A 19209-nucleotide genomic window follows, 5' to 3' on the forward strand; every position below is an offset into this window, starting at 1 on the left:
TTTTATCGTGTTAAAGTTAACATACATAATTGGTTAATGGTAAGTGACAAATAAGCCTGTGAGTTTATTCTCTCTGGAAGAAAGTAGTTGCGTGTATGCTGATTATAATGCAACTGCTCCAGTGAGTAAAAATGTAAAAAAAAGTATACTTGAGATTTTGTCAAAACAAACACTAAATCCATCATCTCTGCATAAAAGAGGACAAGAAGCGAGGAAGATTCTTAAAGAGGTAAGAGATAACGTACGTGATGCTCTTAGCATTCCAGATGATAAAGAAATAGTTTTTACGTCTGGTGCAACTGAAGCAAACAACCTCGTCATGAGAGGAATGAAAGGCTATCTGCATGTAATTTCAGCTACAGAGCATCCTTCAATTCTTAATTCTGCATGTAATCCACATATAATACCCGTTAATCAAGAGGGTATTGTTGACTTTTTAGAGCTAGAGAAAATTCTAAGCGAACTTGAAGGGAATAAAGTAATAATTTCAGTGATGATGGCTAATAACGAAACTGGAGTTATCCAGCCTGTTAAGGAAATAGCTAAAATAGCACATAAATTCGGGGCAATCTGTCACACTGACGCTGCTCAAAGTGTTGGGAAAATCAAAGTAAATATGGAAGATTTAGGAGTGGATTTACTTACTTTATCTGCTCACAAATTTGGTGGTATAGCAGGTAGTGGAGTTTTAATATTTGACAAAAAGCTTGTAATAGAACCTACTATAATAGGTGGTGGGCAAGAAAGAGGATTGCGTGGTGGTACAGAAAACATTGTTGCAATTGCAGGTCTTTCTGCTGCATTGCAAAACATTCCAGATCTTCTATCAAAAATGAATGAAGTGGAGAAGCTGCGTGATCAATTGGAGTGTGAATTATTAAGTCTTGTCAGTGATATCAAGATCTTTGGCAGAAATTCTGAAAGATTGCCAAATACAAGTTTTATTTATATGCCGAGGGTAAAGAATGATCTGCAGCTCATGCATTTTGACTTAAATAATATTGCAGTCAGCAATGGTTCTGCATGCTCTTCTGGAAAAGTTGGGCCTTCTCATGTTTTGCTTGCAATGGGAGCAACAAAAGAGCAAGCAGAATGTTCAATTAGAATCAGTATAGGTCCGGAGGTTAAACCGCGAGACATAGAAAAAATAGTGGATTGTTGGTATAGTATCTATAAGAAGAATGCTTTAGTAAATGCAAAAACTACTTTCACCATTCCCCTTAAATCATGATAGAGGGAATGGTGAAAGTAATTTCTATTGCCAGAGGTTGTTATAATAGTTAAATGCTGCTGAAAACCGATTTGCTTATAGTTATGGAAGAAATTCTCTAATTGCATACCACACCATTCAATTGTAGTATGTCATTTTATACTTGATAAAAACGCTGTATTGTATTATAATATATCATCAAGAGATAATAAGGAGTTACATATGTCTTATATGAAAAACGAACAGGATATTCGCTCTCAGGGCGTTTATTATAGTGCTGGACTCAGGAGTTACCTAACTAAAGTATACAATTATATGGCTTTAGCTTTAGGTGTTACAGGGCTTGTTGCGTTTTTAACAGTGTTTTCTGGTCTTTTCCAGGTGATTTATTCCAATCCTGTTCTATCGCTTGTGGTAATGCTATCTCCAGTTGCATTGGTGTTTTATATGTCTTTTAGGCTTCAACACCTAAGTGCTCAGTCAACACTTACTGTATTTTTTCTATTCTCAGTTTTAATGGGAATTTCTTTATCTCATATTTTTATAATTTATACTGCAGAAAATATAGCGAGAGCATTTTTCATTACATCGATCATGTTTGGTTCTATGGCTTTATATGGTAATACTACAAAAAAAGATCTTACCAGCATGGGTTCTTTTTTGATTATGGGAATCTGGGGGTTAATCATTGCATCTATAGTTAATCTGTTTCTTGGAAGCAGTCCTCTCTATTTTGCAATATCGTTTGTATCAGTGATAGTGTTTACTTTAATGACCGCATACGATGCTCAGAGAATCAAAGATGTTTATTATAGATATAATGATGGCTCAGAAGTTGCAACTACTAAGCTGGCAATACTTGGTGCAACTAATCTTTACTTTGACTTCATCAATATATTCCTCAATTTACTCAGGTTACTTAACTTGTTCAACAATAAGGATTAGATGATTTCCTTTTTAAGGGGAAACAATAAAAGTTCTATAGTTTTCCTCCTAATATCTTTAGTGGTATTGATGCTGTGTCTTGCATATGCTTCAGTACCGTTGTATAGCATCTTTTGTAAAGCTACTGGATATGGTGGCACAACGAGAAAAGTAACTAATGCAACAATAAATGCAACTGACCAAAAAATCAGGGTTCACCTTAATGCTGATATAATATCAGGTCTGCCTTGGGAATTTAAATCAGAAACTAACTACATCGATACAAATATAGGGCAACAAAGTTTAGTATTTTATTATGCAAAAAATTTATCTGATCAGCCTTCTTTTGGAATGGCAGTGTATAATGTCACACCTTTTAAAGCAGGTAAATATTTCAATAAAGTTGCATGCTTTTGTTTTGAAGAGCAAATGCTGCTACCAAAACAAAAAGCGGCTATGCCCGTATCCTTTTACGTAGACCCTGAAATAATGCGTGACAATAGTACAAAAGATTTAAGTGAAATAACACTATCATATACGTTTTTTAAGCTTAAATAACAAACCTTTTCCTATTGTAATCCGAACAAGGTTGTACGATACATCTATTGAATTGAGCAGGAGCTCTTATTTGCTTTTTGCACACTGACTACTTGTGTTTCAGTGTTCGTTGTTGCTAATTCCCATCCTTCATTATTTGCTTCACAAGCATTCCAACATTGAGCCAACTCCTTATTATTTTTTACAGAATCTGGTATTTCTATGTTGGGTTTTTTTTCTAATGTATGCTCAATTAGAATTTTACAGCAATCCTTGGATTTCGTTGACTTATCTCTACCATATAATTTAGCAACATAGTCTAAAGCGGTATTTCCACCATAGTTTTCATTTGGGTTATCATTTACTCCCGCTTTTATGAGAGCTTTTAATATATCTGGAGAACGAGCCAAAACGCAGGCATGTAAATATCCTTTTTCATTTTGCACATTAGCTCCTGCTTTTATTAAAACTTGCGCTAAATTTGTTAAAGTGTATAATTTATAATTAATGGCAATAGAAAAAAGACTATCTATTGGAAAGCCATCATAATCTTTCAAGTCAAATTGGTGATTAATATCAAATCCTTTTTTTTCCCAAGAAGTATATAAATATTTACAATAATCTCTTTTTTTATCTGATTTTTGTATTCTATATTCTAACCTTTCTTTTATTTTTTTTATTACATTGTTAACATCCAAATCATTATCTTCATCCACTTTGCACAACACATTGAATAAAACACCATAAAGCCAAATTTCTCTGTTCATGATAATTTGTGCCTCAAAACTATTAACAATACGCTTATGTAGTGTATAAACTCTAAATAACATTTTGCAAAAATATTAATTGCTAGATAACATAATTAAAGTTTTTGTCTTACATTTATCATGGTTAGAGCTATACAAATTAAAAAAACTGGGGGGCCAGAAGTATTAGAATTTGTAGATAAGAGCATAGGTGAGCCAAAAGATGAGGAAGTCTTAATACGTCATACAACTATCGGCTTAAATCGTTATGATTTAGAACACAGAAAAGGTACACGCAAAATTAAAGATCTGCCATCAGTACTTGGAGTAGAGGCAGTAGGAGTTGTTGAAAAGCTTGGTAAAAAAATTAGTGATGGACTTAAGGTTGGAGATAGAGTTGGATATTGCACAGCTCCTCCAGGGGCATATTGTGAAAAGCGCATTGTACACCAGAAATATTTGATAAAAATTCCGAATGATATACCTGATGAAGTTGCTGCTGCAGTATTGTTTAAAGGTATGACAGCTCACTATTTAGTTAATCAATCTTATAAAATCAGGCCTGGTGCTTTTGTACTAGTTCATGGAGCTAATGGTGGTTTGGGGCAAATAATATGCCAATGGGCAAAGGATAAAAAAGGTATAGTGATAGGTTCTATAAGCTCTGACGAAAAAATGAAGATAGCTTTACAAAGTGGCTGCACATACGCAATAAACTACAATGATAAAGACTTCGTTTCTAAAATCATGGAGATTACGAAAAATAGAGGAGTAGGTGCAGTGTATGACCCTATAGGTTACGCTACAAGCAAGCTCTCTTTTGAATCTTTAGGTAAGTTTGGCATATATGTTTCCTATGGGCAGATATCAGGTAATGCTCCTATTAATTTCTCTTTACTTAGTTCGCGTTCGTTATTTGCAGCTGGAACTTCGATATATCACTACAAGCACAATAGACTTACGTTAGTGCTTACTGCAATGGAAATTTTTGAAATGATAAGAAAAAAACTTTTAATTGTACGAATTAATAAAAAATATAAATTTGATGAAATAATAGAGGCTCATCGTGACATGGAAAATAGAAAAGTAAGTGGGCTAAATATTATCAAAGTTTCTTAAATAACTTAGTAACCTAAAATAATTATTCATTAAGTCATATCAACAAGAATTTCACATGGTTAGTTTTCTTATAACAAGTTAGTTTATTTGATGCAGGTGTAGAAGTTGATGATGTGTGTTCCTAGCTTTAGCTATTAGTCAATTCTTTCCATCCAAGAATCATTTTATTAGCTTGCCTCAATGTTTCAATAGAAGGCAAGTCTTCTGTGCTTAGTGGTAGACGAACAGTTTTGTGTTCTATAAGCCCAATGTCATGCAAGAGTGCTTTAGTAGGTATTGGATTGCTGGCAGTAAATAGAGTTTTGCAAGCTTGTTGCCAACTGTCTGCCTGAGGGTTCTCGCCACTCATGCATTGCTTAACATATTCATGTACTACACTTGGCCAAACATTGGCAGCAACAGAAACCAGACCAGCCGCACCCTTAGCAGCCATATCGGGTATCATATTATCATCTCCGCAAAAGACCTCAATATTTGGTGCAACTTTCTTATACTGAGTTAAAGTATCAACGGTGCCACTTGAATCTTTGATAGCCCAAAATTTTTCGTGGCTGGATAAGTTGCGTACAGTTTCAGCGTGAAGACTCACTCCTGCTCTTGATGGAATATTGTAAAGCATGGCTGGCACATGTGCTTTTTCAAGCAGCTTTTCAAACCATAAAGTTTGCCCCATGATTCCAGGCTTTGCATAAATGGGAGTTGTCATTAGATAGCCATGAATAGGCATACCCTTGCAAAAATCAAGCCATTCAAGAGTCTGATATAGATTCACTCCTGGTACACCAATTATAATTTTCGTATTTAATTTTAGCTCACATACAAATTCAACTAATGTGCGCTTTTCAGAATCAGTAAGTGATAAGCTTTCACCTGTGCTACCTAGCAACACTACACCATTTTCAGTTTCAGCTTGCATTGTTAGTAAACGCTGCAAGCTTTGGTAATCTATACTATCTCCACTGCAATTAAAAGGAGTAACACAAGCAGTCCATAAAAATGTAGATTTCAATTGAAGTTATTAAAATGGTATTTCATCATCGATTAGTTCGTCTTTTATATCGTTGTCAAAACTTCCGTGTTTATCTTTTTGTTCTGTTTCATTTTGTTTGTATTCACTTGGCTTGTAATCAGAGTTTGACATACTGTTTCGTGAATCTAAAAGGGTAAGGGCACTATTAAAGTTATATAGCACCACCTCTGTCGTATACCTTTCGCTACCATTTTGGTCAGTCCATTTTCTAGTTCTCAGAGAACCTTCAACGTAAACTTTACTACCTTTGCGCGCAAAATCCTTAACAATTTTTACTAATCCTTCACTAAAAATTACAATATTATGCCATTCTGTCTTTTCAGAGCGCGTACCAGAAAATTTGTCAGTCCAACTTTCAGACGTGGCTATTGAAAAACTTGCCATCTCTTTTCCATTTTGTGTAGTCCTAATTTCAGGATCTTTTCCTAGATTACCAACTAATATGACTTTATTTATAGTACCACTAGACATAATTATGCTTTAAAATAAATCTCTTTATTATCTTATGTGAGAGTATTATTGTCAAATTTAATTAAAAACGCGCTTGGAGGGATTCGAACCCGCGACCTTTGCCTCCGGAGGGCAACGCTCTATCCAACTGAGCTACAAGCGCAGATGTATTAGATTATTTAATAGATAAACTATCTAAATCAAATTTTTGTTCTGGATAAAGCGTAAACATAATACCTCCATGTCCAAAATGTACATTTTTAGAATTGCTTATCCGTTCTTTTGTTATCTTTTGGTTTACAGCCCATGAAAAAGTTACATAATTTTCAGTTACTGAGTGCACTTTTAAATCCTTAGTATTTATAAACAACTTTCCATTTACCCATATTTTCCATGTATCGGGGGAAAAGTATAAAATTGAATCTAAACTGACTACTTTACAATTGAAATTTTCTTCCTCTGTAACTCCTGAAGACTGTAAGTTAAACTTTTCCATCTCACTAACTATTCTATTAACCTGCTCTTCATCAAAAAAAATGCTTTTTATGCTACCATATTGCGATAAAGTACTCTCTGCTGCCTCTTTTATTATATCGTCTCGATCTATATAATAATTGTTGATAAAAAAACACTCCTTCGCACGCAAATTTGCTATATCAATGAAGTCATTTATTTCTTGATTTCCAACTTTTAAAATACTTTTTAAGTACTTCTTTTCTATAATCATTCCATCATTAGAATGATGACAGACCATTTCATCATTGCCTTGTCTTTCTATATATACACATAAATTTTCACTATTTAACCCTAATATTTTATGCTCAATAAAATCTTCATTACTAATATGCTGTTGGCAAGAATATTTTTTACAAATCCCTATATTTTCTACAAGATCTTCGCAATTGCAATATGCACTAACATTAAAAAACAGCAGCGTAAAAATAAAAAACAACTTTATATTCATCTACTTAATATGGTATACCAATCAAAAACTATACTAGCTCTCACTATCTCTATCATATTACCACTTAAAATCTGGTTTATAACTTTAGCATCTATATTTCTCTGCTTATTCAAGGTAAGAGATCTGATCATAACATAACCAGGAAGATTTGGAATAGACTGTAGAAATAAAAAAATATGCTTATCGCTAATTGAGCTTAAACTTAGAACCACTTCACTTCTTATTACTTTTGTATGTTCACTTTTATTGTGGAGTTCAGCTTCTTCAGGTATAGAAATTGATATTTCAGGTTCTAACATGTAGTGTTTTTTATATAGCTTGTTAAGCTCAAAATTTAAATTTGTAATGTATCTGCTACTATGTAAATTTGAAGAAGAAATTCTTTTCCATAAATCTAGGTTTTTATTTAGAACGACTTCTTTCTTTTGAATTTCAATGATCTGTAAATTAATAGAGCGTATTTCTTCAGCTGCAGTTTGATTTTTATTATAAACCTTTTTGTTATAGATAATAAAACACGTTGATAACCCTATTAATACAACAGATAACAATAAGTAATATATGCACTGAATTGTAGCTTTTCTTTTTAGTTGAGAGATAGTCATCAATCTACATTGCCTCTCCTATTTCAACATCAATAGATAGATTTTTCTCTTTAGTAGTAGGTAAGCTAGAAATACTAATATCATGAGTACGGAAATTATCGTTTAAATTTTTCTGTAGTTTCTCGTATTGATAAGAAATGTCTTTACCAGATTGAAAATTAAACCTTAAAGTTGTGGTAATATAACTTTTTGCCTCATTATAATTCCACTCAAATAATTGAAGCTCTACATCTGGTACTTTTAGCTTTTCTACATACTTAACTTGTGTGAGAGGAGAGTACTCTATTTTTGATAAAATATTATTGATATTAATAAAATCGTAAACTTCATCTATCTTTTTTACATTATAGCTTTGGCTAAGTTTTATTAGTTTGTTATTTAAAGCACTCCGCTTTGCAGATAAATTATCAGCAATATTAAAATTCGAATACAAATTCCGCAAACAAAAGGTGTTAATTACAATTAAAGTCAAAAGGAGGTATAGAAAAATCCGAGGAGAGTTTAAATAAAGGTAATTGAATAGATAAAATTCTTTAGTTTCTTTTGTATTAAAAACATCTGTTGGCTTATTCTTAAAGCTGTGAAACAAAATTGTAGTATCACAAAAGCTATCTTTTTCGCTTATAGCTAATTCTGCCCCCAATAGTTTACCCAGCTCATATGGAGTCAATATGTTCACACTATTCTCTGAAAAATTTATAACTGATAAACTAGATTTAATAGCTTCTGATACTATAATGCAGAGGTCGACAGGGTCATTTTTTTCAAATCCAAACTTAGTTAAAGATTGAATTGTATTTTTCACTTCCTGATATATTTCACCAGCAATGATTCCTGGTAAATTATCATTAGTAAATGGTATTAAACGTGTAAATATCATTTTGTTCTCTTTAAGAACCACTTGTCTATAGCCACCTGTTTTAGTTGCAGCAACTATAATTTTCCAGTTACTAGGATCTTTGTGTAGAATCTTTTTTGCTATACTGACTAGTTCTATAGGAAACATTAATATTCCTTTAAAGTTAGAGCCTATTTCAACAAACACGTCCAACCAATATTCTATTAAATGATTTGCTTTTGATGAAACAAATAGATACCACCAGTTTTGATTAAATTTATTCGGCTTTTCGACCAAGAGAATAGAATTTATATCGTTATTATGAGCAAAATGCTCTACTTTTGTTTTTGCTGATAGATAAGCACTAATCCTATTTACTCTTGGGATAGACTGTAGCAAATAGTTCTGATCAGTGTGATTGAGAACCAGATATAAGGGTGCTTTTTTATCTGATGAAAGACATGAAATTAAGTCAGAAACAGCTTTATTATTTTTGTCCTTAGCAAAATATCTTTTATTTAAAGTATCATTTTTAAAATATAGTAACATTGTGCCTTCTTTTCCTATAGAAAGCATAAACTTACTTTTGGGTTTTGACCCAAACATATTAACAAAGTGTATACTCATCTAGAATTAAAAAGGTAATTTATTGAAATTCATTAAACATTAGATGACAATATTACTTATATTATAAGTTTTTGATAAAATTAGTAGTAATATTAACCCTTTTGTATGATGAAGGTTTTTTATATTTGTGCTAGACACAACTTAACCTGACAAACGAGGATTAATTATATCTCAGCTTGATATTTTATTCTCCAACAGACTGAAAATTGAATTAAGCTAAAGACTTGATTTGACGCACGTTGTTGCACATTACCATTTAGTATACTTGAACTGAACATTTTCAGTGAATCCATCTGGCATGACTGAAACTTTTGTATTCATATTTATTTTTAAGTAATTTACTAGCTCATCAACTAATATATCAGGAGCAGAAGCACCTGCAGTAATTCCTATTTTTTCTGCGCCCTGCAACCAATTTTTGTTCATACATTTATAATTATCAATCAAATAGGCTCTTTTTCCTGTGGAAATGCACAGGTCTAATAAACGGTTTGAATTTGAACTGTTTTTGCTTCCTACAATTAACACTACGTCTGTAATTTTAGCCAATTTTTTAACAGCGTTCTGCCTATTTTGTGTTGCATAGCATATATCTTTTAAGTCGGGGCCTGTAATGCTTGGAAATCTGAGCTTCAGTGTAGCAATAATTTCTTTGGTATCGTCAATACTTAACGTGGTTTGTGTTACATAAGATAAATTATCTGGATCTTTGATTTGTAAATTGTATACGTCTTGCATAGTTTGCACTAGAGATATAGGATTACTTACTCTTCCTATAATTCCTTTAACTTCTGGATGATTTTCATGTCCAATTAGAATTAATTCTTTACCACTATCCTCATACCTTTTTGCCTCTTTATGTACTTTGCTAACTAATGGACATGTTGCATCAATCACTTGAACACCCTTTCTTTTTGCCTCATCCTCTATACTTTTCGACACTCCATGTGCACTGAAGATCAATATTCCTCTATTGTCTTTAATGTCTTCTATGCTGCTTACAAAAACCACTCCTTGTTTCTTAAAGCCCTCTACTATATATTTATTATGAACGATTTCGTGTAGTACATAAACTTGGCGTTCATTTTTGTATTTCTCTAAAGTGATTGCTAATATGTCTACAGCTCTTTTAACACCTGCACAGAAACCGCGTGGTTCAGCTAAGATAATCTCCATTTTTTAAGTAAGTATGTAAACATTGCTAAAAAGTAAGCTCCGCTCACTATGTTTCATATCATGACTGCTTTACTATAATTTCAAATTTATCATTACCAAGATTCTTATTAATATACCAGGAACCGTCATCTTTAATTACAAATTCGGGACTCTTGAGGTCTCTTTTTATTGTCTTTCCATCTTGGCCATCCATAGCAATATGGATATCGAATGTAACGATGTCTATATTTACCATGGCTTTTTTCCCACTGTGTGAATTTAGACTAAACTTGCCCAACATGACATCATTAATACTCACTTCTCCTGCATAAGTATCACACTGACCATCTACACAACACTCACTTTCAATATAAAAAAGATCTGACATATTTATATCTATAAAAAAAAGAACTAAACTTACATACTAAATATAGCTTATCATTAATAAGCAATTACAGATTACTTTGGCTACAACAATAATGCAACAGACATAATTAATTGTATAAGAAACTACACTTTAGAGAAATGGTTGTTTGGTTTTTTTATTAATTTTTTTCACCATACTGTCAATCATGTGTTTTATTCCTTGATATACAGAGTGTGTACTTTCATCACTACGCATATAAGCAGAGCAGGAAAATATATTATGCTTTTCGTCTTCTATTGATAGCTTTGTATCGCATGTTATATGTTCGCCGCCGAGCTTCTCTATCAACTGGTCTTTGTCGTCTCCTATAGTTACCTTAATCTTACTTTCTTCTTTACCTATTTTGCTACTTAAAATTAAAACAATAATGGCTGGAGATATACATATAGTTCCTATTGGCTTTTTTGCAACAAAGAACTCTGAGACTAATCTTTCAAACTCAGGCATTACTGTTTTATTTTCAGCTAAGTCAGATAAATTTTTCGCAACTCCATATCCACCAGGTACGACTAGCATGTCAAAATTTTCAGCTTTAGCTTCTCTTAGGTCATATATCTCACCTCTTGCGATTCTTGCTGCTTCTACAAGTACATTCCTTTTTTCTTTTACCGCCTCTTTTGTTTTGTGATCCATAACTTGTGTGATATTGATATCAGGTGCAAAACATTTAACATCCACTTCCTGCTGATCAAGCACAAGCAAACTTAAAACTGCTTCTCTCACCTCTGTGCCGTCGAGGTGGCCGCATCCTGATAAAACCACAGCGGCTCTTAATTTTTTCTCACCCATAAAATACCTTGATTTCATATAATCTAGGTATTGTAATACAAATTCCATATTTGGAAAGGAGTAATTATTTTATGTTAATTATAATATAATTAATAATTAGTATATATAATTAGGCATATTTATAATTGATGGGAATTGAATATGGTACAAGGTGGTGCAGTAGATACTGGTAACAGCGAGTACCTTGCTCAAGGTATATTTGAAATTATTCAAGGAGATAAAGCTTTACAGGAAGAAGCAAGAAAGTTTTTGGATCAAAATGAAGATCTGAAAAATTTAGATTCAATTAAAAAGGCAGACATAATCAGTTTATTAGAAAATGAGAAAAGCGAAAAATTTTTTACAGCTGTGTCAAAAAAATTATCAGGAAGAGAAAAATTCAAAAAACTAGCTGAGCAAGTTGGTAAAAATCTAGTAATGGAGGAAAAACTTGAAGCTTTAGGCAACCAACTGTTAGTTCAAGGAGTTATAAGTGGAGCAGCATTTACAACATTGACAGGTGCATTAGTAGGTACATTAGCAATAGGGGGAGTGGCTGGTGCATTGTTGGGTGGTGGAATAGCGTTGTTAGGGCTTTTAGCAATAGCGGCTATAGCTGCTATTGGTTATGCCATATATCAGCATAGAGATGAAATAAAAGAAAATGCAGATAAAAGTATTGGTAAAGTAAAAAAGGGTGCAATTAAATGCGGAAAAGCAGTGAAAAGTTTTGTGAAAGATGTGATCGATGAATTGACTTGGGAAAAGATTAACTTCTCTAGATTAGAGAAAGAGTTCATTGATGATATGGTATACCCTGAAAACGCTGAAAAATCAAAAGAGGCCCAGAATAAAATAAGGATCATAAAAATGCTTAAAAATGAAGAGCAACGATCTGCTATACAAGAGTTAGTAAAGAATGGAAATATTCAAAATTTTTCAGAAGCTGATATGATCAGACTTCTGGAAAAAGGCCTCAGTACTCATGAGGAAGATATGCAGAAATTGCTAAATTTGATGGAAGATTTTCTACCTGCAATTATGGACAGTGGTAATAATAAAATAGAGAAAGTGGAAAAAATAGTTGGTGATAAAGTTAAACAAATGGAGCCAAATTCTGAAGTGAAGAATCCAAGTTCTGAACGAGTTAGTGAAGAAAGGAAAGGAGTGAATTGATACATTTGAAGAGCGTTTTAATGTATCTGTCTATCTTATTTTGCCACCCTGCTAAGCGGACACAAAAAATTACTTCCGCATATTTTAAATCTCATTATAATGACAATTAGAGATATCTTTAGAGCTCAAAAATTTATCTTTGTCTGCAGACTTTTTCTATTAAACAACAAAAAAATGTAGCGTATCCTCTTCAGCGTATGTGGGTGCACACACACATACTTAATTTCTGTCGTATGTGCACTGCATTTTTTCTAATCTTTTTTTCACAGGGGGATTTTATGTTCAGAATTCCAGATATTTGACCTTTACTTTAGCTAATAAAAACCAACTGGTACCTGCGGTTTTTATAGCTACGTTTCTCAAACAAGTTTCAAATGAATAGATTTCTTGCATAACTGGAATTTAAAAGTTGATGTCATTCTAGCGCGTGACACTAGAATCCAGTCCTTTTGTGCAAAAAACGTTGTAAAGTAACTTAGTTGGATCCCAGTGTCAGCTACTCTGATGACAAGACAGGTTTCAATATTTGCATGCATCTGAACAGATAAGCAATTACTATCAGAAAGAGGGAGACTATGCTACTCCTTTCTATCCACTTTTTTGAGCAATCCACTTCTACATCTAACACACATCTCAGTGATTATAATATCCAATTTTTGATCATGTTTTTCTACAGGTAAATTTTTACAATATTGCTTCTCATAGGCTACACCTATAAATATTTTTCCAAGTGGCCGTAATTTTTTTATCATTTCATCATACCAACCACCGCCAAAACCTAACCTATTAAAATGATCATCAAAAGCAATAACAGGAGTAATGATTGTATCGGGGATTATATCTTCATCTGCTTTATTCCATTCCTCAAATTTTAATAACTTATTTTTATTAGGAATTGCTACTTTATATCCTAAATCGAGTAAATGATGCATCAAAGGCACAACATTAATTTCTCCGTCTGTTGGAATGTACGCTGCTATTGTTTTACCTTTAACGTAGCTTAAGTTCTGATTAAAGAGATTAATAAGGGAACTTGCTGCATAACTGGAATAACTTTCATCAACATCTTTTCTTATGGTTCTATATTGCTTCCTTAGTTCCTCTTTGTGCTGTTTAGTGTCTTTGAACATGTTCTATCCATTTTGCAGTGAGCTTTTCTTGTAAACTATTTTGCTTCAAGCGCTCACTTAAAAAATCAAAGTCAACAAGCTCCATATCCTGGTCTTGATTACTGCAACTATAAACAAAACTTATTTCTCCTGTTTCCTTATTTATGTGTTGCTGAATACATTGAGCGCAGATTTCTTTCATCATGCACTGCATAGGAGAGTTAACTGATGATATTGCTATGTGTTTTGGTTTTAGATATGGCTTTAAAATTGTTTTTCTAGCTTCATTTATAGCTTTCATCATTTTATCAGAACCAATAGTGATGATTTTATCTATAGTGTTTAAATTAATAGTAATTTTACCTAACTTTCCTTGCTGATATGAGATTATTGCATCAACTATATTACCATGAAAGGATTTATCCTGTTCTCTGCTTGTTTCTATCAATCCTTCTTCACATGCCCAAATTACTGCACTTGATGCACGTTCTATCAGTGCTCGTTTAAATACATCACTTAATTTTTTATAGCCAGCGAAATATAAAACCTTATGATTGTTTTCAAGACATGCCTTCCCTATCGAAAATAACACTGCATTTCCAACTCCACCGCCAATGAGCATTATATTCTTCATAAACTTTTTATGGAGTAGAAAACCTCTCTAACTTCAATTAAACTGATAACTAACAGCTGCATTTTTACGCATATTATCCAATAACAGGTTGCTTTGTATCATAATCTTTTGTTGATACATTTCCTGTTTGATTGCTTCTATATCCATTGCATTATTTTTGATATCACATAACATCATCAACTTTGCAGTGCTATTTTCTCTTAATTCTACTATTTCATTCATATTTGTTTTACTAAATAAAATCTGTAAATCAGGATTTAAATTTCGCATTTTTATTTCAAACTCTTTTACGCTTGGCAACTTGAAATCATCTGCTAACTTGTCAAAATTTAAACAACTGACCTTTTGCTCCTTAAAACTAGAGAGTAAACTTTCTGAACCTTCAACTACAACCTGTTTCAGTTTTAAAGTACTTTTCAGCAGTGTATGATCGAGCTGTACCTTATCTATGACTTTTATAACAGAGTAACCTTCGCTTAAACTAACCGGACCTGCTACATCACTGATTTCTAATCCTTCCAAAACGTCCTTGAGTTTACCTTTTAGCTGACTTAAATTAACGGTTGCTTTGCTCATCTTTATTGAAGATTCTGGATTATTACTGGTACGTAATTTTTTTACTAAGTCTTCAGCTATCTTCTGATCGGGAATTATGAACTCCTGAAACGTAATAAGGTAATCAGACTTCTCTTTTTGCTTTCTTGCATCATCCACTTCTTGATCGCTGATATTAATAAGCGGTACAACTCCTACTTCAATAATCTTGTTCCACAGCAGCTGACACTTTATTTGTTTTTTTAGGGTATTGAGATCTATATTATGCTTTTTTACGTATTGATCAACTTCATCAGCCTTAAGTTTTAAACTTTGAGTTAAGAATAACGTGACAGCATTATTTAACTCCTCGTTACTCAATTCTATATTCATCTTCTGTGCTTCGCTGACAATGATAATTTCGTCTATTAACTGTCTTAGAATTTGAGATTTTACCTCTTTTTGATTAATCTTCTGAGTGCCAAGCAATGAATTTATGAAGTTTATACGTCTTTCGATATCTAAATTTGAAATTGGCTCACCATTTACATCTGCAACAATTTCAATCTCAGTTGCAAGTAACCTAAGCGGCAGCATTGTTAATATCAAAATTAGTATTTTATGCATATAAAATTATTTAGCTAATAACTAATTCTATAATAAATACTGAATAAACGCTAGCTAACTTTTTAATAATTAAAAAAGAGGGTGAAATTACTGTAATGAATACCTAAACAATAATATACGGAAGGAGAGGGATTCGAACCCTCGATACGACTTTTCAATCGTATAACGGTTTAGCAAACCGCCGCCTTCAGCCGCTCGGCCACCCTTCCAAATTATTACTATAATATCAAGACCTTTACTGCCTGTCTAATGCTTTTAATTGCAATATTTGTATCTGTCCAGATGCATGCAAATATTGAAACCTGTCTTGTCATCAGAGTAGCTGACACTGGGATCCAACCAAGTTACTTTACAACGTTTTTTGTGCGAAAGGACTGGATCCCAGTGTCAAGCACTGGGATGACACCATTTGTTGTAAACTCACTTTTACTCTATGGTTATACTACCTTACCGCTATCCTGAACGGATACCAATATTTACCCATTAAAAACAACAACATTTTTCCGAATAACTGTAATTTAAGGCTAAATCAACGCAAACTAATTTCTACTTTTTTCAATGATTTCTTTTGCTTTTTCCACATTAGCCCATTCTCCAACTGTCACCGTTTTTCCCTTTTCTAAATCTTTATAATGAGAAAAGAAATGAGCTATTTTATCTAGTAAGTTTTTAGATAAATCAGAATAGTTTTTTATATTGTCATAATAGCTATCAACACTGGAGATAGGTACAGCTAATATTTTTTCATCCTCTCCTTTCTCGTCTTTGGTAAGTAATGCACCTACTGGACGCACCGATATCAAAACTCCAGGCGCTAAAGGAAATTGAGTTAGCACCAAAACATCCGCAGGGTCACCATCACCTGCGCAGGTATTTGGTATAAACCCATAATTGCAAGGATAAGTCATTGAGGTAGACAAAAATCTGTCAACTTGTAACAACCCAAGCTCTTTATTAAATTCATACTTTACAGGCTCAGCATTTGCACTTATTTCAATTACTACATTTATTTCATCTGGTTTTGTTGTTACTTTGCTTAAATCCATGGATTACCTCGTTATTCAAGAGAAGATATTATATAGCATACACTTTAAAAGTGCTACATTTATCATTCATAAGTAGAGATTCATGATTGAATAGGACCATTTGCAAAACTGTTAATAGTTGTATCATTGATCGTTGAATGTGGCGGTTCTTGAGGTGATTTTAGTAGTTGAAATAAAGCATATACTATTACGATAGTAAGTACTGCAGCAACTATGAAATTGATGAGATTATTTTGTGGCAAAATATTTGTTATTGAGTTGAATAACTTTTGCTCCATAAAGAAATAATCAGCAGTATATAATCCAATAGACAATATAAACATACCTAAAGCTAATTTACAAAATGTGTTTTTATGATTTTTGTTTTTTTTGTTACTGATACTAGAGTTTAGTCTGCATTCACTTTGTGGCACTGAGTAATACGTATTCTCAGGGTTTGTTACTAATTGTTCAAATGCATCACTATTTTGGTTTTTTAGTAGTTGCTCTAGAGTACGTTTGATATTTTTAGGATATAGAGAATCTTGACTGTCTTGCTCTCTTGCAGCTGTAAATGTCCCGTTCAATTCACTTATACCTCTATAATTAAGTGTATACTTGGTGAATCCATTTCTATACGGTAACTCAATTTTTCTTAATACCTTTATTAACTGTAAGATGTAACTGTAATACAGTGGTGTGTTGATTACTCTAGCTTTCTCATTAATATATTGATTGAGTGATAAAATATCTCCATTTCCAGTACATGTAGAAAATATACCATAACTAGAAAATAGTAATGCTATGTCTTTATCTATTTTTATACTGTGAATCGAGTAATAATGATTTATTACCTCTTTACATAAGCTAAACTCTTTATCAAATTCATTTGCATAGCTTATTTTGAGTAACTTTTTAATATTATTGAGTACTTGTTTCTCAAAGTCATCATTATTGTTAAATAGAGCTTCACCTTTCGGATTTGCTAGAATATTAAAAAGCTTTAGTTTTTTTTGATCTTCTGTCAATTCTACTTGATCTACAATTTCCCTTAGCAGTTTCTTCGAAGTGTCACAAAGAGTAGGTATTTTTTTACTTTCAACTGCAGCATATATTTTATCAATTACTTCTTGAGTATTGAACTGAGCATTTTCTGCAAGAACTCTATAAGCTTGAACATAAATTAAAAACAATCCTTGTAGACTAAATTTTAAGTTAAAATATTTATCTAATGGCTCTTGTTCTTTTTTATTAATGAATTCGAATAGACCTATATGATTTCTGCAATCCATGCAATGATGTAAGTCAGCATGTTGAAAACTGCCCAAACGAATAAATGCGGCTTCTAGTAAATTGCCCTTACCAACAATTTTTATTAACTCTTCAACTTCTTTAACCATCCCTCTAGTCCACAATATAATAATTATCTTTATAGTATAAAGAATATAGGATAAAACAGCAATAAATTTTATTGTATGTTTACATTCTGCATTAAAAAATTAAACCACCAAGTTAGGAGCATATCCAACCTCCACCTATAACTTGTTCGCCCTTATATGCTACACAGGCTTGACCTGGACTGATGCCAAAGTAATCGTCGTTTAAAATTACACAGGCTTTGTTCTTTTCGTCAGTTGAATATATTGTCGCTGAGCTTCCTGCATGTGATGACCTAAGCTTCACAGTTACTTCCATGCCTTCTTTTGGTTGTTCTAACCAATTTAACTCTTTGACCAATATCTTTTTTTGCATTAGAGCATTGATCGGGCCTACTACAACTTCATTATTTTCTGTATTAATTTTTATCACGTAAAGAGGCTCATTGTGTGCGATGCAGAGGCCTCTTCTCTGTCCCACTGTAAAATTTACTATGCCGCTGTGCTCACCTAGCACTTTTCCATGAATATCTACTATTTTACCTTTCTGCACAGATTGTGGAGCTAATTTAGCTATTGTTTTACTATAGCTTTCGGAAACAAAGCATATATCTTGACTATCCGGCTTTTCAGAAATTTGTAAGCCAAAATACTTTGCTAATTTTCTTATATCACTTTTATAGAACCCACCTAATGGAAATCGCAAAAGCTTTAACTGCTCCTCAGTAGTTGCAAACAAAAAATAACTTTGATCTTTACTTTTATCAATACTTCTGCACAACTTTACCTCACCATTTTCTTCTAATCTTCTTACGTAATGTCCTGTTACGAGCACATCCGCACCAAGATTTTTTGTAACTTGCAATAGATCGCGAAATTTTACTGTTTGGTTACACCTTACGCACGGTATGGGAGTTTCTCCACGCATATAGGTATTTGCAAAATCCTCTATTACTTCCTTTTTGAATATTTCCTCGTAGTTTAAAATATAGTGGGGAAAGCCAACACTTTCAGCCACGTATTTGGCATCATAAATATCCTGTCCAGCGCAGCATGCACCCTTTCTCGCATTACCATCACTGCCATAGAGCTGAAGAGTCACACCTATCACTTCGTACCCAAGGTTATACAGCAGTGCTGCAGCAACGGAGCTATCAACTCCCCCGGACATTGCAACAATAGCCTTAGTTTGATGCGGAGCTTTATCTTTTAATAAAGGTTCAATTTCAAATTCTTTTAGCATATAATTTATAAACACAAACCTGTGTCAAGCACTGGAATCCAGTTTCTATTACACAATTTCATCGAAACAGCATACTTATTTGTAG

Annotated in this window: 20 protein-coding genes and 2 tRNA genes; 5 read left to right on the plus strand and 17 right to left on the minus strand. The window is 32.9% G+C overall.

The features are described from left to right. The first annotated feature begins 43 nt into the window (after nucleotides 1–43). From ABWU35_RS00100 to ABWU35_RS00110, 3 genes are all read left to right on the plus strand, one after another. Nucleotides 44–1231, plus strand: coding sequence for a cysteine desulfurase family protein (locus ABWU35_RS00100; protein WP_007302229.1), 1188 nt, complete (start codon nucleotides 44–46; stop codon nucleotides 1229–1231). 201 nt (nucleotides 1232–1432) lie between these two features. Next, nucleotides 1433–2155: a Bax inhibitor-1/YccA family protein gene (locus ABWU35_RS00105; RefSeq protein ID WP_007302228.1), complete on the plus strand. Its 723-nt coding sequence runs from the start codon at nucleotides 1433–1435 to the stop codon at nucleotides 2153–2155. Continuing rightward, nucleotides 2156–2692: a cytochrome c oxidase assembly protein gene (locus tag ABWU35_RS00110; protein WP_010407017.1), complete on the plus strand. Its 537-nt coding sequence runs from the start codon at nucleotides 2156–2158 to the stop codon at nucleotides 2690–2692. Nucleotides 2693–2736: 44 nt separating this feature from the next. Here the strand turns inward: ABWU35_RS00110 and ABWU35_RS00115 are convergent, their stop codons facing one another. Beyond that, nucleotides 2737–3438, minus strand: coding sequence for an ankyrin repeat domain-containing protein (locus tag ABWU35_RS00115; protein WP_019236787.1), 702 nt, complete (start codon nucleotides 3436–3438; stop codon nucleotides 2737–2739). Nucleotides 3439–3558: 120 nt separating this feature from the next. Between ABWU35_RS00115 and ABWU35_RS00120 the strand changes: the two genes are divergently transcribed. Then, nucleotides 3559–4536, plus strand: a complete 978-nt coding sequence (locus ABWU35_RS00120) for a quinone oxidoreductase family protein (RefSeq protein WP_007302226.1) — start codon at nucleotides 3559–3561, stop codon at nucleotides 4534–4536. Between the two features lie 127 nt (nucleotides 4537–4663). Here the strand turns inward: ABWU35_RS00120 and dapA are convergent, their stop codons facing one another. The 9 genes from dapA to elbB all read right to left on the minus strand — a co-directional run bounded on the left by dapA (nucleotide 4664) and on the right by elbB (nucleotide 11421). Beyond that, the gene (gene dapA / locus ABWU35_RS00125) at nucleotides 4664–5545 is read right to left on the minus strand and encodes a 4-hydroxy-tetrahydrodipicolinate synthase (RefSeq protein ID WP_012481921.1); all 882 of its coding nucleotides are present in this window, start codon (nucleotides 5543–5545) and stop codon (nucleotides 4664–4666) included. Nucleotides 5546–5554: 9 nt separating this feature from the next. After that, nucleotides 5555–6037 carry a single-stranded DNA-binding protein gene (gene ssb / locus ABWU35_RS00130; protein WP_006014313.1) on the minus strand — a complete coding sequence of 161 codons (483 nt, stop codon included), beginning with the start codon at nucleotides 6035–6037 and terminating at the stop codon, nucleotides 5555–5557. A gap of 68 nt (nucleotides 6038–6105) precedes the next feature. Beyond that, a tRNA-Arg gene (locus ABWU35_RS00135) sits at nucleotides 6106–6179 on the minus strand. A gap of 12 nt (nucleotides 6180–6191) precedes the next feature. After that, complete coding sequence (locus ABWU35_RS00140; RefSeq protein ID WP_052264933.1) at nucleotides 6192–6980, minus strand: hypothetical protein; 789 nt, start codon at nucleotides 6978–6980, stop codon at nucleotides 6192–6194. Further along, entirely contained in the window at nucleotides 6977–7585 is a 609-nt protein-coding gene (locus ABWU35_RS00145; RefSeq protein ID WP_007302223.1) for a hypothetical protein, read from the minus strand. Before ABWU35_RS00145 ends, ABWU35_RS00140 begins: the two co-directional genes overlap by 4 nt. 4 nt (nucleotides 7586–7589) lie before the next feature. Beyond that, the gene (locus ABWU35_RS00150) at nucleotides 7590–9029 is read right to left on the minus strand and encodes a hypothetical protein (protein WP_019236785.1); all 1440 of its coding nucleotides are present in this window, start codon (nucleotides 9027–9029) and stop codon (nucleotides 7590–7592) included. 270 nt (nucleotides 9030–9299) lie between these two features. Further along, complete coding sequence (gene ispH, locus ABWU35_RS00155) at nucleotides 9300–10226, minus strand: 4-hydroxy-3-methylbut-2-enyl diphosphate reductase (protein WP_007302221.1); 927 nt, start codon at nucleotides 10224–10226, stop codon at nucleotides 9300–9302. Nucleotides 10227–10284: 58 nt separating this feature from the next. Beyond that, nucleotides 10285–10593: a hypothetical protein gene (locus tag ABWU35_RS00160; RefSeq protein WP_007302220.1), complete on the minus strand. Its 309-nt coding sequence runs from the start codon at nucleotides 10591–10593 to the stop codon at nucleotides 10285–10287. A 129-nt stretch (nucleotides 10594–10722) separates the two neighbouring features. Further along, the gene (elbB, locus tag ABWU35_RS00165; RefSeq protein ID WP_007302219.1) at nucleotides 10723–11421 is read right to left on the minus strand and encodes an isoprenoid biosynthesis glyoxalase ElbB; all 699 of its coding nucleotides are present in this window, start codon (nucleotides 11419–11421) and stop codon (nucleotides 10723–10725) included. A gap of 141 nt (nucleotides 11422–11562) precedes the next feature. Between elbB and ABWU35_RS00170 the strand changes: the two genes are divergently transcribed. Further along, complete coding sequence (locus ABWU35_RS00170; protein WP_007302218.1) at nucleotides 11563–12576, plus strand: hypothetical protein; 1014 nt, start codon at nucleotides 11563–11565, stop codon at nucleotides 12574–12576. A gap of 578 nt (nucleotides 12577–13154) precedes the next feature. On the opposite strand, the gene ABWU35_RS00175 is transcribed toward ABWU35_RS00170, so the two are convergent. The 7 genes from ABWU35_RS00175 to mnmA all read right to left on the minus strand — a co-directional run bounded on the left by ABWU35_RS00175 (nucleotide 13155) and on the right by mnmA (nucleotide 19124). Beyond that, a complete protein-coding gene (locus ABWU35_RS00175) occupies nucleotides 13155–13706 on the minus strand; it encodes a 5-formyltetrahydrofolate cyclo-ligase (protein ID WP_007302216.1) in 552 nt (183 codons plus the stop codon). Beyond that, entirely contained in the window at nucleotides 13690–14319 is a 630-nt protein-coding gene (locus ABWU35_RS00180; RefSeq protein WP_007302215.1) for a hypothetical protein, read from the minus strand. Before ABWU35_RS00180 ends, ABWU35_RS00175 begins: the two co-directional genes overlap by 17 nt. Nucleotides 14320–14352: 33 nt before the next feature. Beyond that, complete coding sequence (locus tag ABWU35_RS00185; RefSeq protein ID WP_353275971.1) at nucleotides 14353–15480, minus strand: SurA N-terminal domain-containing protein; 1128 nt, start codon at nucleotides 15478–15480, stop codon at nucleotides 14353–14355. Nucleotides 15481–15598: 118 nt separating this feature from the next. Beyond that, a tRNA-Ser gene (locus ABWU35_RS00190) sits at nucleotides 15599–15689 on the minus strand. A 330-nt stretch (nucleotides 15690–16019) separates the two neighbouring features. Then, the gene (gene ppa / locus ABWU35_RS00195; RefSeq protein WP_019236780.1) at nucleotides 16020–16526 is read right to left on the minus strand and encodes an inorganic diphosphatase; all 507 of its coding nucleotides are present in this window, start codon (nucleotides 16524–16526) and stop codon (nucleotides 16020–16022) included. Nucleotides 16527–16606: 80 nt separating this feature from the next. Next, nucleotides 16607–17905 carry a hypothetical protein gene (locus tag ABWU35_RS00200; protein WP_012481917.1) on the minus strand — a complete coding sequence of 433 codons (1299 nt, stop codon included), beginning with the start codon at nucleotides 17903–17905 and terminating at the stop codon, nucleotides 16607–16609. A gap of 112 nt (nucleotides 17906–18017) precedes the next feature. Further along, the gene (gene mnmA / locus ABWU35_RS00205) at nucleotides 18018–19124 is read right to left on the minus strand and encodes a tRNA 2-thiouridine(34) synthase MnmA (protein ID WP_007302211.1); all 1107 of its coding nucleotides are present in this window, start codon (nucleotides 19122–19124) and stop codon (nucleotides 18018–18020) included. Nucleotides 19125–19209 lie beyond the last annotated feature (85 nt).

This window comes from Wolbachia endosymbiont (group B) of Xylocampa areola, from assembly GCF_964028205.1.
Taxonomy (GTDB): Bacteria; Pseudomonadota; Alphaproteobacteria; order Rickettsiales; family Anaplasmataceae; genus Wolbachia.

What these genes read in the sequence shown, in the direction of transcription:
- ABWU35_RS00175 (WP_007302216.1), bottom strand. Translation starts at nt 13,706, where the DNA reads ATGTTCAAAGACACTAAACAGCACAAAGAGGAACTAAGGAAGCAATAT.
- ABWU35_RS00185 (WP_353275971.1), bottom strand. Translation starts at nt 15,480, where the DNA reads ATGCATAAAATACTAATTTTGATATTAACAATGCTGCCGCTTAGGTTA.
- ssb (WP_006014313.1), bottom strand. Translation starts at nt 6,037, where the DNA reads ATGTCTAGTGGTACTATAAATAAAGTCATATTAGTTGGTAATCTAGGA.
- ABWU35_RS00160 (WP_007302220.1), bottom strand. Translation starts at nt 10,593, where the DNA reads ATGTCAGATCTTTTTTATATTGAAAGTGAGTGTTGTGTAGATGGTCAG.
- ABWU35_RS00180 (WP_007302215.1), bottom strand. Translation starts at nt 14,319, where the DNA reads ATGAAGAATATAATGCTCATTGGCGGTGGAGTTGGAAATGCAGTGTTA.
- ppa (WP_019236780.1), bottom strand. Translation starts at nt 16,526, where the DNA reads ATGGATTTAAGCAAAGTAACAACAAAACCAGATGAAATAAATGTAGTA.
- ABWU35_RS00110 (WP_010407017.1), top strand. Translation starts at nt 2,156, where the DNA reads ATGATTTCCTTTTTAAGGGGAAACAATAAAAGTTCTATAGTTTTCCTC.
- mnmA (WP_007302211.1), bottom strand. Translation starts at nt 19,124, where the DNA reads ATGCTAAAAGAATTTGAAATTGAACCTTTATTAAAAGATAAAGCTCCG.
- ABWU35_RS00200 (WP_012481917.1), bottom strand. Translation starts at nt 17,905, where the DNA reads ATGGTTAAAGAAGTTGAAGAGTTAATAAAAATTGTTGGTAAGGGCAAT.
- ABWU35_RS00145 (WP_007302223.1), bottom strand. Translation starts at nt 7,585, where the DNA reads ATGACTATCTCTCAACTAAAAAGAAAAGCTACAATTCAGTGCATATAT.
- ABWU35_RS00150 (WP_019236785.1), bottom strand. Translation starts at nt 9,029, where the DNA reads ATGTTTGGGTCAAAACCCAAAAGTAAGTTTATGCTTTCTATAGGAAAA.
- ABWU35_RS00170 (WP_007302218.1), top strand. Translation starts at nt 11,563, where the DNA reads ATGGTACAAGGTGGTGCAGTAGATACTGGTAACAGCGAGTACCTTGCT.
- ispH (WP_007302221.1), bottom strand. Translation starts at nt 10,226, where the DNA reads ATGGAGATTATCTTAGCTGAACCACGCGGTTTCTGTGCAGGTGTTAAA.
- ABWU35_RS00120 (WP_007302226.1), top strand. Translation starts at nt 3,559, where the DNA reads ATGGTTAGAGCTATACAAATTAAAAAAACTGGGGGGCCAGAAGTATTA.
- elbB (WP_007302219.1), bottom strand. Translation starts at nt 11,421, where the DNA reads ATGGGTGAGAAAAAATTAAGAGCCGCTGTGGTTTTATCAGGATGCGGC.
- ABWU35_RS00105 (WP_007302228.1), top strand. Translation starts at nt 1,433, where the DNA reads ATGTCTTATATGAAAAACGAACAGGATATTCGCTCTCAGGGCGTTTAT.
- ABWU35_RS00115 (WP_019236787.1), bottom strand. Translation starts at nt 3,438, where the DNA reads ATGAACAGAGAAATTTGGCTTTATGGTGTTTTATTCAATGTGTTGTGC.
- ABWU35_RS00140 (WP_052264933.1), bottom strand. Translation starts at nt 6,980, where the DNA reads ATGAATATAAAGTTGTTTTTTATTTTTACGCTGCTGTTTTTTAATGTT.